11 protein-coding genes and 1 pseudogene are annotated in these 13,506 nt (G+C 54.2%); 6 read left to right on the top strand and 6 right to left on the bottom strand.

The genetic code is table 11. The features are described from left to right. Window positions 1-61: 61 nt before the first annotated feature. Window positions 62-1,696 (top strand): DUF7827 domain-containing protein, encoded by a 1,635-nt coding sequence (locus CK500_RS05335; protein ID WP_233138793.1) that lies wholly within the window; start codon window positions 62-64, stop codon window positions 1,694-1,696. Between the two features lie 31 nt (window positions 1,697-1,727). Here the strand turns inward: CK500_RS05335 and CK500_RS05330 are convergent, their stop codons facing one another. The 3 genes from CK500_RS05330 to CK500_RS17720 all read right to left on the bottom strand — a co-directional run bounded on the left by CK500_RS05330 (window position 1,728) and on the right by CK500_RS17720 (window position 4,880). Continuing rightward, complete coding sequence (locus CK500_RS05330; protein WP_095636203.1) at window positions 1,728-2,003, bottom strand: helix-turn-helix transcriptional regulator; 276 nt, start codon at window positions 2,001-2,003, stop codon at window positions 1,728-1,730. Between the two features lie 309 nt (window positions 2,004-2,312). Continuing rightward, window positions 2,313-2,450, bottom strand: coding sequence for a hypothetical protein (locus CK500_RS17170; protein ID WP_158224025.1), 138 nt, complete (start codon window positions 2,448-2,450; stop codon window positions 2,313-2,315). 258 nt (window positions 2,451-2,708) lie between these two features. Continuing rightward, a complete protein-coding gene (locus CK500_RS17720) occupies window positions 2,709-4,880 on the bottom strand; it encodes a PGF-CTERM-anchored ABC transporter substrate-binding protein (RefSeq protein ID WP_095636202.1) in 2,172 nt (723 codons plus the stop codon). 216 nt (window positions 4,881-5,096) lie between these two features. Between CK500_RS17720 and CK500_RS17330 the strand changes: the two genes are divergently transcribed. Then, entirely contained in the window at window positions 5,097-5,585 is a 489-nt protein-coding gene (locus CK500_RS17330; protein ID WP_198951498.1) for a hypothetical protein, read from the top strand. Between the two features lie 236 nt (window positions 5,586-5,821). Continuing rightward, window positions 5,822-5,992: an HVO_0758 family zinc finger protein gene (locus tag CK500_RS17765; RefSeq protein WP_303645736.1), complete on the top strand. Its 171-nt coding sequence runs from the start codon at window positions 5,822-5,824 to the stop codon at window positions 5,990-5,992. On the opposite strand, the pseudogene CK500_RS17535 reads toward CK500_RS17765, so the two are convergent. After that, window positions 5,993-6,145 (bottom strand): annotated as a pseudogene (locus tag CK500_RS17535) (ABC transporter permease); the annotation flags it as partial. It abuts the gene before it with no gap. A 10-nt stretch (window positions 6,146-6,155) separates the two neighbouring features. Beyond that, complete coding sequence (locus CK500_RS05310) at window positions 6,156-6,791, bottom strand: TetR/AcrR family transcriptional regulator (RefSeq protein ID WP_198951497.1); 636 nt, start codon at window positions 6,789-6,791, stop codon at window positions 6,156-6,158. 143 nt (window positions 6,792-6,934) lie between these two features. Between CK500_RS05310 and CK500_RS16795 the strand changes: the two genes are divergently transcribed. Then, complete coding sequence (locus tag CK500_RS16795; RefSeq protein ID WP_144049520.1) at window positions 6,935-8,512, top strand: hypothetical protein; 1,578 nt, start codon at window positions 6,935-6,937, stop codon at window positions 8,510-8,512. A 7-nt stretch (window positions 8,513-8,519) separates the two neighbouring features. On the opposite strand, the gene CK500_RS05305 is transcribed toward CK500_RS16795, so the two are convergent. Continuing rightward, complete coding sequence (locus CK500_RS05305; RefSeq protein WP_095636254.1) at window positions 8,520-9,176, bottom strand: TetR/AcrR family transcriptional regulator; 657 nt, start codon at window positions 9,174-9,176, stop codon at window positions 8,520-8,522. A gap of 199 nt (window positions 9,177-9,375) precedes the next feature. Between CK500_RS05305 and CK500_RS05300 the strand changes: the two genes are divergently transcribed. Further along, window positions 9,376-11,019 (top strand): COG1361 S-layer family protein, encoded by a 1,644-nt coding sequence (locus tag CK500_RS05300; protein ID WP_233138782.1) that lies wholly within the window; start codon window positions 9,376-9,378, stop codon window positions 11,017-11,019. A gap of 3 nt (window positions 11,020-11,022) precedes the next feature. Further along, on the top strand, window positions 11,023-13,494 hold the full coding sequence (locus CK500_RS05295; RefSeq protein ID WP_095636200.1) for an efflux RND transporter permease subunit: 2,472 nt from the start codon (window positions 11,023-11,025) through the stop codon (window positions 13,492-13,494). The last annotated feature ends 12 nt before the right edge of the window (window positions 13,495-13,506 follow it).

Raw genomic sequence — 13,506 nt, 5'->3', positions numbered from 1 at the left:
CCGATCCCGACACCACCTCACAGAAAGTATTTACCCACGACGACGATAGGGAATCATGTATATGCATACACGTCTCGCCCTCGTCGCGGCTGTCCTCCTCGTCGGATTTGGGGGGATCGCCGCGCCGATCGCCGCCCCCGCAGCGGCACAGTCTGGGTCAGCAGTCGGCTTCAGCAATGCCCAGACAACGGTCACCCAGGGCGATGTCGCCACTATCGACCTCCAGTTGCGTAATACCGATCAGGCCACCCTCCAGATCGACTCGGCCAACCAGCAGTACCGAGCAACGCTCCGCGTCCGTGATGATGACGGCGACGGCACGGTCTCTGTGCGCGCGAACACCGTCCGGGGTGGTACTATCGATGACGCCGACCGCTTTACTGCAGGGAGCGACGCAGACTCAGTTGAGCTCCTGACCGAGTCGAATGTCGCAGACACTTCGACAGTCACCGCGCTTGACCCCGGCCGTTACAACCTGATCGTCTCTACTGATGAGACGAGCGTTGCGGCGGTCCTCTCTGTCGACGAGCCAGAGACAGATAGGGTGCATACCAGCGTTATCGCTCCCAACACGCCCGCAATCGAATCGGAGACCGATCTGGCAACCAATAACAGCGAGAGCAACACGGATGAGGCGAAAGCCTCGACAAACGCCACTGATTCATCCCTATCAGCTGCTCGGAGTGACCGTGTCCGGACACGCTTTGGAGTGAGTGGGATCGGTGGGCTCCTTGAATCGCCAGCGCCTGCACGCAACCTCGTCTACGCAAGTAATAGTGCACCGACTGCAGACACAACGCATACGGTTCAGACAATTCCGAATGAGACCGTCTCAATGCGGTCGTTGACAATCAATTACGGGATCGACGACAACGAGCCGCCGCGGGGCGTCCACCAGTTTTCCCAAAGCGATATCGACGTGATCGGTGTTGATGAGACGGGCGATGGCTTCGTCGACCGCTCTGCCAGTATTGCGATACAGAACATTCGGACAAGTACTGATGGACGCATGACGATCACTTTTGATCGTCCAGTTACCGTCTCAAAGAACCACACACTCCTTGCTACCTACGAGATGCGCAACCCCGACACAACGGGGGCTGCAGATGTGGGTGTGACGCTTCACGGTGACCGGTCCACCCACCGAGAACGTGGCACCGTGCTGTACGGTCCTGCTGGCGATGGAACACTCGGCCATGGGGTAGACCTTCGCCCGCAGACAGCAAATGGTGATGTGCCGACTGCACCGCTCGCCGCAGTGGACACAACGTACGATCCCGCAGCTGGCGGGCTCGTTGCAACCATGGACACTAACGCGTTCGCAACTGGTGAGTACACGATGGACTTCACAGTTGGTGAGTCGGCTCCCTCGTCTGTCCCACGTGTCTCGTTCAGCGAGTCGTTCGCCATCGTCGAGCCGACTGCCGAGTTCACAAATCAGTCCGTGGGTGATACTTCACAGCTTTCCGTGACTGCTGACACCAATCTTGCGCCGGGTGGATCGGTTATCGTTCGCGTGTCAGCCGAAGAGCCCAACGGTGGCATTAGTCAGGTCCTCAACTGCGTGGCCACGGTTGAGTCTGATGGGTCTATTGGGTGCGAGTTCGACCTTTCGAAGTCTGCGGATAACTTCGATATCGAGGTCTCCATACAGCGTGGTGGAACCACCATTGTCGGTCCGACGGAATTTAACTGACCCTATTAACTGACCGGGATCGCTGTGAGCGTCAGTGATCGATGTACTGGTCTTTCCACTCGACTCGAGCCTCGATCTCGCGAGTCCCGCGGCGAGTGGTTGTGTACTCGTTGGTCCGTCGGTCACGCTGGCTTTTCTCAATGAGTCCCTTCTCGACAAGTGTGTCAAGATTTGGATACAGCCGGCCATGGTGTATCTCTTTTTCGTAGTAGTCTTCAAGTTCATCCTTTATCGCAAGCCCGTATGGATCCTCAAGCCCAGCGATTACATACAGGAGGTCGCGCTGAAAGCCGGTGAGATCGTACATCGCTTTGATTTCAGTTCACATTCATGAAATACTATCGATTTTAGGTATGTCTGTATAATATTCAGGTTTGCTGTCGTCAATTTGCGTAGGAGTTGTCGACTTCACACCTGCCGTGAACGGTAGAATTCTCGCCTCGAAATAGGACGGGCCTTTCACCCCTCAATTCTGGTATAGATAGAGGACCGAGATGAACAGAATGACTTCTGCTGCTTTGGCATACACGCCATTCCAGTCGATACGAACGCGATCCTCCCCTCCCTACTCGTTCGCTTCGCTCACTCGTTGAGGAAGGAGACTCCCCGTACCCGTTCAGTTGAACTGCGGAAATCCTGGCCCGAGCATCAGGTGGATCATCGCAGTGAGTACAATAGCGATAACAGCGATATCTCCGACTGGATGCGATGGGAGGCTAACGAGTGATTCGGTTTCTCCTGTAGCGGCAGCCATATCGGGCCATCCCCGTGATACCAACAAAAAGATTAGGAAAATGACAAAAGTTTAGAATTAACAGACAGTATAATATACGCGATCATCAACAACTATCTGAAATGTTGTCCCACATCTCCACACATTCATCACAAAGATACCCTGAAATCCATCTACTTCGTACTTGGTAACTGTCGTATCCTCGTTACAGCGTTCACATTTCATAGGGGATCGATCGGTCTGTACACAAAATATCCTTTGCAGGCGTACAGCCTCCGTTCAATCCGAATCTGAACTGAGCCCCAGCCGTGTAAATACTAGTACTGCTACTATTGCTGTAACCATCCCAAATCCGGGGACCTCTGTGTTTGTTTCTCCAGCAGGTGCGTCGTCTGACTCCGATTCTTGGCCAGTCTCTGTGTTCGTTCGATCGGACTCTGTTCCGTCTTCATTCTCATCGTTGTTTTCGCCTGTGGAACCATCTGTTGCATTTGTGTCTTCATCAACCACAGACACGGTCTCATTCTCTGTACTCGTCGTTTCATTTGTGTCGGATTCCGTCTCGTTTACCGCGGTTTGGTCGCCATTTTCCGCACTGCTGCTCGAAGATTCGGACCCACTACTCGGATAGGTGGTAGGCTGGAACGTTTCGACAGCAGCCGCCAGTGTTTCTGTTGACTCAATCACGCTCCCCGGGGCTGGCTGGTTGAGATAACTATTGTTCATGACTACATACTGATCCGCTGTGCCAGCAGTCGTGCTCGCGTACGGTTCTTCATCAAGAATCGGGGCCTCTGGATCTGTCACAAGAATCAATTCGGGATTCGCCTGGAGAATAACCTCTTGTGAGAGCTGTGGATACCCATCACCTTCTGAGGCCGCGACGTTGTTTGTGCCGCCGATCTCCATAATCTCGTTAATGAACGTCTCATCGGCTGCAACATATCCGTCACCAAGTGGATAGAGCGCGTCGATACGGTCCAGGTCGGCAGTCTGATTTGTGACCGCGTCAACACTCTCGTTCATCTCTGTTGTAACATTGGTCGCTGCCTCACAGTTGCCAGTGAGACGACCGGTACGATGTGTTTTTACCGCAATATCATCGACATCGGTAGCAGCTGGGAAATGATAGACAGTAAGGTTCTGTGCCCGGAGGTCTTCAACCTGATTCGCTGAAGCGTTTGGTGCCAGTACTAAATCCGGGTTTGTCGACACGACACGCTCAATATTCACGCCAAACTCAGCTGAGACATCTGTTTTGTTGTCAGTCCCGTTTAGATACCCAGCAAACTGGGTCACACCAACAACTTGGTCTTGAGCACCGAGTTCCCAGAGTGTTTGGGCAGCAGACGGGTTTGTCGTCGTAATCCGATCTGGTCGTTCATCGAGTGTAATTGTTGTACCCGTTGCATCTGTCACTGTAAGCGGGAACGTACAGGTACCACTCTCATTTTCTGGTTCCTCTTCAGTGTCCTCTGGTTGGAGCTTTTCAACAGCGGTTGCCAGTGTTTCTGTTGACTCGATTACGCTCCGTGGAGCTGGTTGATTAAGGTAACTATTGTTCATAACAACATACTGGTTATCTGTGCCAGCACTCGTACTTGCGTACGGTTCTTCATCAAGGATCGACGCCTCTGGATCTGTCACAAGTATTAGTTCTGGATCTGCTTCGAGAATAACCTCATCAGAGAGTTGTGGATATCCATCGCCTTCTGACGCCGCAACATTGTTTGTACCACCGATCTGCATAATCTCGTTAATGAACGTTTCATCGGCGGCAACGTATCCGCCCCCAAGTGGATAGAGCGCGTCAATTCGGTTGTAATCGGCTGTCTTATCTATAACATTGTCAACACTCTCGTTCATCTCTGTGTTAACATCAGTAGCCGCTTCGCAGTTACCAATAAGACGGCCGGTGCGCTGTGTTTTCGTCGCAATATCATCAACATCAGTTGCGGCGGGGAAATGATAGACTGTGAGATTCTGTGCCCGCAGGTCTTCGACCTGATCGGCTGAGGCGTTCGGTGCCAACACGAGGTCCGGATCCGTACCAACTACCTTCTCAACACTAACGCCGAACTCAGCTGAGACATCTGTTTTATTCTCAGTTCCGTTTAGATACTCAGCAAACTGGGTCACACCAACGACCCGATCTTGAGCACCGAGTTCCCAGAGTGTTTGGGCAGCCGACGGATTTGTCGTTGTAATTCGGTCTGGTCGTTCATCGAGTGTGATAGTCGTCCCTGTTGCATCTGTCACATTAATCGGAAAATCACACGTGGTACTGTTTGTCGTCTGTGCTGGGTAATTGCTATCGGCAGACAGAACGTTATCCCCTGGTTGAACATCTTGATCTCCCTCTACGGGGGGCGCTCCAGCCCCTACGCCAGTAGCTCCGAGAAACGCCGTTAGGACAAGTATTGCGAGTACAACTGCTCGTAAACCGTGCATACGCACAGATAATAACTTATGTAAAATAAGATTGGCTATCACAATTTTACTTGTCTATTTTTAAGTGTAGAATCCTGTCGGTTACTGAGAATCAAGGAGAAAGCCCCGCGCTGAACAGTAGTTGCCGAATCAAATTTTGTTCGACGCTATCCAAGCCGTTGTGTTCAGAGATCTCGATATCGTGGCCATCGGCACCACATCAAGCGTAAACCGCGTGTGTGGCGCAACGATACAGAGCGTTGCGAAGCAAAACGCCTTGTTCGTGCCGAAATCAGGATACGTCGTTATTACGTGATCAGTCTCAGCAGAACCGTAGAACCGCCACTCGTGAAGATCGATGGCAACATTGACGAAGGCGGGAAGTCGGCGCTGGGATCGGAGGACTTCGAACACTTGCTGTCGGACGCCATCGAACCGGTCATCGATGGCATCCGTCGAGAGGTTTCGCAAGTGGTACAGCAGAGATTTAGCGAGCGGATTCCGAGTAGTAGACGTTACATCCACTTGCTCATCACGGTCAAGTTGGAGCGTTTTGCCGCCCGTGTTTGCGAACTCGTGATCGAAGGCAATACGAGGAGGATTTCGACAAAATCCTCTCTCGTGTACTCTCCGCACGGTTTCACACCGAATTCTAAATGTGGATACAGCAGCGTTGAAGCGGCGCGACACGCTTGTTTCGCCTCAGCTGTTTGGACCATTTTTTGACCAACGAAGTCCAGCGTCAAGAGTCTCAGCTAGGTTCGGCAACTACTGTGAAGCGCGGGGAGGATGTCAAAGTAGCTGCCGACCCTAGCGATTGGTCTTTTGAGCCGCCTGTCTTGTTTCACGATTCCAACACAGTAGATATCACCATCGTTTAAGATTCCTGTGCGCCCAACTGTAGAAGGATGTCAACCCCGTTATCAAACAGGTTTTATTCGTTCAAGTGATGATATGGGTATATGAAATCTACACGAAAAGGACTCCGTGACGGTGACCTGTTCAAAGACACGTATGAGCGCCTCACCTGTGCCGACTGCGATCAGGTGTTAAAGACAAAGAACGATCCGGACAACGTATTCGACATCCGAACTTGTCCGGACTGTAGTACGGAGTACAAAGATCTCCCTTGACTACCCTCGAAGGGCATCTACTGGCGATTCGTTAGCGGCCTTCCACGCGGGATAGATCCCGGTTAGAGTGCTCGCGACAAGCGCAAACACGAACCCGCACAGCAGATATCTCGAACTCGACCATGCCAAGGCAAGTACGGGATCGCCAGATAAAAATAAGTCCTCACTTCTCGACGAGCATATTTGCCCTGACGTACTCCTCAAGAGTTTGCCGGGTCTGTTGCAGGAGACTGGCATCTTCAAGTGTGACACCACGCTCGAGTGCCCCGTATACTGCCGAATATATGAATTCAGCCGTCTGTTCTGGATCGATTTCACGAAACACCCCTCGTTCTATGCCGTTTTCAATAGCAGTTGTAAACTCCGAGAGTACGAACTCGTCGAATCGCTCAAATTGCTTGTGATAAGCATCAATGTGAGGTGCCTGTGACCGAAGCTCGAGGAGAGCTCGCTGGAATCGAAACTGGTTATTGTTCACTTGAGTCGGGAGCAACTGGTCAATGACTGCCATGAGATAGTCGTAAGGTCCCTCTTGGTCAAAATCCACTAATTGCTCTTCAAGCTGATCCAAAAGATGGCACAAGAGATCTTCAAACAGGTTTTCCTTGTCCTCGTAATGATAGTACAGTAACGACGTACTTTTATCGAACTCGTCGGTGATTCTGGAGATGCTAGTTGCTGGATAACCGTGTTTACAAAGGGCTTGATACGTTGCTTCCAGAATCGCTTCGTCGGTGTGTTCTGCCATCTCAGAATCACTTATTGTCAGGGTTTCAATGGCAAAAATCTCGTCGTTCACGTACTCGGTTGTTGGCTTTCTCTCACTGCGAAATTATCGACTCTAATATCTAGATCACTACAGCCAAGTGCTGACGGGAAATCTGAAGCGATATACAGCTTGATCGGACGCAGCGAGCGTCCCGATCCAGCGATCCACTCCATATGATCCTGGACACAGCAGTTTCGAACGTACCGCTCCGTATCGGAATCGGTGTTATCCTTTGTCTAGTACTCGTAGCCACTGGCGTCGGGACGGGAGCCGCGCAGGCGACGACAACCAACGTGACAGTTGATGGTGAGCCGCTCACCAATAGCGGGGAACGTATTGTCTTGGAAGATCCAACAGCGAACGTCAGCGTTGAATCATCCGATCCGATCGATCTGATCGAAATTCGTGTAAACGGTGAGATTCGTAACTCATATCGTCCCGACAACCGATCGTTTGAGCAGTCTGTCTCGCTTGCCCTCGATCCGAACGAGAATACTGTCGAGGTAATCGCGCGCGGAGACAGCGTTTCTACGTTCAAGACGACGCTGACGAAAAATACCGCTGCCCCACGGGTACGGTACACCTCACCGTTTTCTACAACCGTTCTGGGTGGGCCTGAAAATGAAACGAACGTCTCGAGTGGCCAGGTAACGCTCGCCGGAGATTTCCATACAGTCTCGGAGGTCGATCGAGTCCAGATTGAACGCACTCATATCGTCGAAACCGAAGATGAAAATGAAGACAACCAGACAGACCGTAAACTCTATCGTATCACCGATCCCGGTGACTCGTTTTCACAAGACCTGCTGCTGGGTAACGGGAAAAATGAAATTGTTGCCCGATACACTGACACAAACGGCCGGACAAACACAGACTCATTTGATCTCATCGTTGACGATGCGACCGATCCTAACATCACCCTCAACACTCCAGACAAGAGCTACACTGATTCGGTTCGCATCCGCGGAGAGATTCGGGATGAGACAAAGCTTGATCGAGTTGCGATTAACCGTACTAGCAACAACGCGTCACAGGTCCTGTTGACCAGCAGCGGCACTGAGCCGAACCGAGAGCGACTCTCTTACACACTTGATACGGAAGTTAACCTGTACAATGATAACGACGACAACGAGTTCCGACTTGTTGCTGAGGACGCTGCTGGTAACGTCCAAGAACGGACATTCACTGTTGAGTACGATCCAACTCCACAAGTAACCCTATCAGAAAACACGACCAACACGACAACTGAGACCGTTCGTGTCGTCGGCAACGTTTCTGAAGCACAAATCAGTCGAGTAACGCTTGAGACGATCGACACACGGTCAGGTGAACGGCTTGATATCTCTCGTGTGTATGATGCCGGTCTAACGACGGCCACTGTTGAATTCGATCAGCAGCTTACAGCAGTTCCCGAAGAAACAGTTGTTAACATCCTGGTCGAATACGAGAATGGACAGTACACACATTCTATCACACCAGTTGTCAGCACACCACAAGAGTCTACTGCGGATGAGGAAGTGGCTGAAGGCAGTGACGAATCCACAGTAGACAACTCTACTGACGCTGATGAGGCCGAGTCAAGTAATGGAACCAACGGCGTGGTAAATGCAGCAGAACCGGGATCGGACGACGATGAGCCTACAGATGATGACGAGGGAGCCTCGCCAACGCTCATTCCGATCCGGACACGCGAGGCATTTGGTGGTGTCGTTATCGTCGGTACAATCTATATACTTGGACATTGGACGTGAGAGGAGTTCAGTCGTGGGTTGCTGACCTGTCTGTGTTCTCCTCGTATGTGAACAACCCAGCGACGATCGTTTGGATCAGCGCCTCTTCGATGGCTTCGTAGGTGCCATCGGGGACGACAGGTGTCTCACGCGCCTGCGTAACGAAGAGTACTGACCGGAAAAGCCCCCGTATTATGTCTGGATCATCGATCCGTACCACCTCGCTTTCCACCCACTTGTCCGGCTGTGGGAGAACCTGTCCGTACACTGCCGGCGATTCTGAGTAGTCGTCGATTAAGTCCTCGTCGGCGGCGGTACCGTCCAACTGTGACTCAATCCGTCGAATCTCACCGTCAACAAATAGCCGCTGGATCAGAGGGTTGGATCGCACCTCTCCAAACGTCGTCCGTAAGGTTACCTCCGCCTCTTCACGTGGTGTCTCCGCGTCGGCCACTGCTGCTTCAAGCGTTTCGAACAAGTGCTCACGCTCGGTGAGTAACACTGCGAGGTACAGCGCCTCTTTTGAGTCAAAGAACTGGTAAAACGTACTCGTTCCGATCCCCACCTCGTCTGTCACGTCACTTACGCGAGTGCGATCGAATCCGAACCGTGCAAAGCAGTCGTGACCCGCTTTGATCAGATCCGCCCGGATACGCTCACGATCCTCATCGGAAAAACGTGTCACGGCAACCACCAACACGCAAATCGTTCAAGCTCACTGCTTTTGCAATCGATCTGTGTCATATCCCCATCTCCGATTCCAAGAAAGAAAGGTTTATTGATTCGTGAACCAAGATTTGAGTGTGCAACGACTCATCCTCCTGTTATCGGTTCATCATTCTCCAGTTTGTCAGTCGACAGCGTCCTCGGAGGCACGGTGACCGATGCAGACTCGGACCATATCTGTCCTGCTAGTGAGCGTCCTGCTAGTCACGAGCGGCGTCGGCGTCGGTGCCGTCGGTGCAAGCGTGGCTGGCAGTGACGCAATGGGACCATCCGGTAGTAGCATGGGCGGAACGACACCTGCACAGACCAGCAACGTTGGTGGCTCACCCGATCTAGATGTGTATGCGGCGAACCCGAATTTGGTTCCCGGCCAGACGAATCAGGTCGAGTTGACGATTGCTAATGATGGGAACCTCCGGTTCGGTGATCCTTCCGTGGCCGAGACGGCGACCACTGCGCGTAACGTTCGCGTCGACGCCGAGGCCGACGGTCCGCTCTCTGTCGAATCTGGTAAAACCGCGATCGGTGGCGTGACCACAAATGCTCCGGGAGAGGTTCCCGTGAGCGTAAATGTCCCTAATAACATCGAACCTGGTACTTACTCACTCGATCTCGATCTTACCTACAGCTACTACTCGTCCGGTGATGATCGCACTGTGACCGTCTCTCGCGATGTCGACCTTCGCGTCCGCGAGGATGCTCGATTCCAGGTCGTCAACGTCGAGAGTGATACGCAGGTCGGCGACACTGGCACCGTTGAGGCGACAATCGAAAACGTCGGCGCCGAGTCGGCGCACAACGCGGATATCACTTTTGGCACACAGAGCCAGAGTGTCAGCGTGAGCGGTGGCGAATCCGACACGGTTCGCGTTGAGCAACTCGATCCCGGCGAGACCACTACCGTGGCCTACGATGTGGGTGTCGCTCCCGATCTCCCGGTTCAGCAGTACACGCTGGCGGGCTCCGTACAGTTTGAGGATCCTGACGGGATCGCACGCACCGATGAGGGGCTCTCGCTCGGCATCCTTCCGCTCGCCGAACAGGAGTTCACGATCACAGACGTAGACTCGACTCTCCGCGTCGGTGAAGACGGTGATCTGACCGGAACCGTCCGCAACGACGGGCCCGTACCGGCCCGCACCGTCGTGGTGCAATATGCCGGCGAGGATCAGAACGTACTCCCTGCCGAACGCTCGACCACTGTCGGTACGCTCGACCCTGATGAGCGTGCAAACTTCTCACTACCCATATCGATCAGCGGCGAAGCCGAAGCCGGTCTCCGATCGCTCGATATGGCAGTACAGTACCGGAACGCTGAGGGGGAAACCCGCGCTGATGAAAGCCTTGTCGTGACCGCTGAGGTTGCCTCGGAGCGCGACCGCTTCGGCGTTGAAGTCCAGAACAGGACTATTTCGGCTGGTGGCACTCGCACCGTCGATGTCACCGTGACAAACAACCTGAACGAGAGCATAAGCGATGTTGAGGCCAGACTGTTTGCCGACGACCCACTCGACACTGGTGACACCGACACGGGCTACGTCCAGTCGCTCGACCCCGGCGAGACCACGACGATGACCTTCGAGTTAACCACTACCGGCTCCGCAACTGCGGGGAGTACCTACCCCATCTCGCTGGACTTCCGATACGATGACGCTGACGGCGACAGCCAACTGACCGATACCTACCGCGTCCCGATTGATGTGACCGAAAGCGAGGACGACGGACTACCGCTTCCGATTATCATCGTCGCGCTCCTCGTCGTCGGGACAGGCGCACTCGTCGTCTACCGGAGGCGGCAGTAGCCGATGTCGCTCGGTGAGCAGATTGAGGTGTGGATACGGCGGCTCAACGACACCATCGTTGACCGTCCGCGGCGAGTGATCGTCGCGTTTCTCGTCCTCACCGCCGTGTTCACCGGTGGGATGGCTCTCGTCAGCACGGATACCGAAGCCACCGACTCGTTCACCGATGGCCTCGACGAACAGGAGGCACTCGACGCCGTCAACGAGGAGTTCGAAGATCCCTTCGAACCAGAAGGCGAATCGACACAGATCATCCACTCGGGTAGTAACGTCCTGACGAAGGAGGCGCTTGTTAGAGACCTCCGCGTCCTCGAGGAAGTAGAATCACGCGACGATCTACGCGTCGCCTCGGCGAACGGCCCAGCGACGGTCGTCGCGCAGCGGATCGACCCGTCGGCAACCACGGCGGCCGAACAGCGACGCGCAATCGAATCGACAAGCGCGACTCGGGTTCGACAGATCGTCCGTGAGCTGTCCGAGAATCCGCGGTTCTCCGGGGCGCTTGCAACAGACTTCAACCCGACGAGTGCGAGTGCGTCGGCGTCGATCACGGTGGTATCTCATGACGTGCCCGCTGGCTTCTCTGACGATGACCTCCAGCAGGTCCAGACAGAGATCCGTTCCATCGCGGCAGACCAGCCTGGCGAGATCACGGCGTTTGGAACTGGTGTGACCAACGCGGAGACAGCCAACGTCATCGGCGACTCGCTCACCATCGTGATGCCCGTCGTCGTGCTGTTGTTGCTGCTGTTCCTCGCCGTCGCCTACCGCGACCCGATCGACCTTTCGCTCGGACTGCTGTCGCTCTTGATGACCGTCATTTGGACGTTTGGATTCCTCGGATTCTCCGGGATACCGTTCAACCAACAGATGATATCAGTACCAGTATTGCTGCTCGCAGTGGGGGTAGACTTCGGAATCCATATTATCAACCGCTATCGCGAGGAGGCCGTCGCGGGATACGAAGCGACAGAGGCGATGCGCGAGGCAAACAACCAGTTGATGATTGCCTTCGTCATTGTCACCGTGACCACCGTGTTCGGATTCGGCGCGAACGTCATCTCAGATCTCACGCCGATCCGAAACATGGGGATCGCCTCCGGGATCGGAATCATCTTTACCTTCCTGATCTTCGGGCTGTTCCTCCCCGCAGCGAAACTAGAGGTCGACAAACTGCGCGAAAAATACAACGTCCCTGAGTTCAATTCCGCGCCTATCTCTTCGGAAGACTCGGCAATCGGAAAAATCCTGACGTTCCCGGCGCAAGTTAGCAAGTATGCGCCGGTTGCGTTTATCATTGTGTTGCTCGTTACCGGTGGGATGGCCGCGGTGTACGGCAGCGGCGTCGACACCTCCTTCGAGACAGAGGACTTCCTCCCGCCAGAGGAACAGCCAGACTACGTGACAGGGTTACCCGAACCATTCGCACCAAGCGAGTACACTGTTACAGAGACAATTAACCTCCTCGAAGACCGCTTCTCGACCAACCAGGATCAGTCAGTGAAATTATACGTTGAAGGGAACTTCGAGGAGGGACACGCCTTGGCGGCCCTCGACGATCCGAACGACGATGCCTCCGGAGCGCTCGCCGTCGGTGACGGCGGGAGCGCGCAGCCGACAAGCATCGTGACCGTGATTCAGTCGCACGCCGAACAGGACCCCGAGTTCGCCGAGCTAGTCGCTCGCAACGACATCGACAATGACGGGATTCCCGACCGCAACCTCGATCGGATCTACGACGAACTGTTCGCGTCGTCAGCGGGAGAGCGCGCCGAACAGTACCTCACCCCGGACCGGCGGAGCGCGCAGGTCGACTACGCGATTGACTCCAGTGCCTCACAGTCCGAAGCCGCCGTGGACGCCCGAGCATTCGCAGAGGACTTCCGGTTTGAGACGACCGCGACCGGCCAGCTCGTCGTCTTCGACGCGGTGACAGACATCATCTTCGACTCGGCGATACAGGGGCTGATCATCGCAATGGGGCTAACGGGAATATTCCTCATCATTGCGTATGCCGTCTTAGAGGGGAAGCCGCTTCTCGGAATTGTGAACCTCTTCCCGATCCTGATCGCGATCGCATTCCTGCTCGGGACAATGCGATTCCTCGGCATGTCGCTGAACGCCCTAACGGCAACGATCCTCTCCATCTCGATCGGTCTCGGGATCGCGTACTCCGTTCACGCGACCCACCGGTTCATCGACGAGTTCAACGCAGGATCTGACGCTCAAGAGTCGATGATAATCACACTCTCCGGGACCGGTGGTGCCCTCCTCGGCAGTATGCTAACCACCTCGCTTGGGACTGGCGCGCTCGCACTCGCTATCACACCGGTTCTTGGTGACTTCGGCCTGTTGATGGCGATTAGTGTGGTGTATTCGTTCGTGTTTACCATCATTGCGTTACCCCCTGCCGTGCTGTTGTGGGAGCGATATCACACCACGTTGCTCTGGCTTCCGATACCCACACTTGGGTGAGATCGCCGGTCG

This window comes from Halorubrum salipaludis, from assembly GCF_002286985.1.
Classification (GTDB): Archaea; Halobacteriota; Halobacteria; order Halobacteriales; family Haloferacaceae; genus Halorubrum; species Halorubrum salipaludis.
This window is presented reverse-complemented; position numbering and strand designations above follow the sequence as displayed.

Excerpts from the sequence above, each read along its gene's own strand:
- CK500_RS05300 (WP_233138782.1), top strand. The coding sequence starts at position 9,376 with ATGCAGACTCGGACCATATCTGTCCTGCTAGTGAGCGTCCTGCTAGTC.
- CK500_RS05330 (WP_095636203.1), bottom strand. The coding sequence starts at position 2,003 with ATGTACGATCTCACCGGCTTTCAGCGCGACCTCCTGTATGTAATCGCT.
- CK500_RS05335 (WP_233138793.1), top strand. The coding sequence starts at position 62 with ATGCATACACGTCTCGCCCTCGTCGCGGCTGTCCTCCTCGTCGGATTT.
- CK500_RS17720 (WP_095636202.1), bottom strand. The coding sequence starts at position 4,880 with ATGCACGGTTTACGAGCAGTTGTACTCGCAATACTTGTCCTAACGGCG.
- CK500_RS17765 (WP_303645736.1), top strand. The coding sequence starts at position 5,822 with ATGAAATCTACACGAAAAGGACTCCGTGACGGTGACCTGTTCAAAGAC.
- CK500_RS16795 (WP_144049520.1), top strand. The coding sequence starts at position 6,935 with ATGATCCTGGACACAGCAGTTTCGAACGTACCGCTCCGTATCGGAATC.
- CK500_RS17170 (WP_158224025.1), bottom strand. The coding sequence starts at position 2,450 with ATGGCTGCCGCTACAGGAGAAACCGAATCACTCGTTAGCCTCCCATCG.
- CK500_RS05295 (WP_095636200.1), top strand. The coding sequence starts at position 11,023 with ATGTCGCTCGGTGAGCAGATTGAGGTGTGGATACGGCGGCTCAACGAC.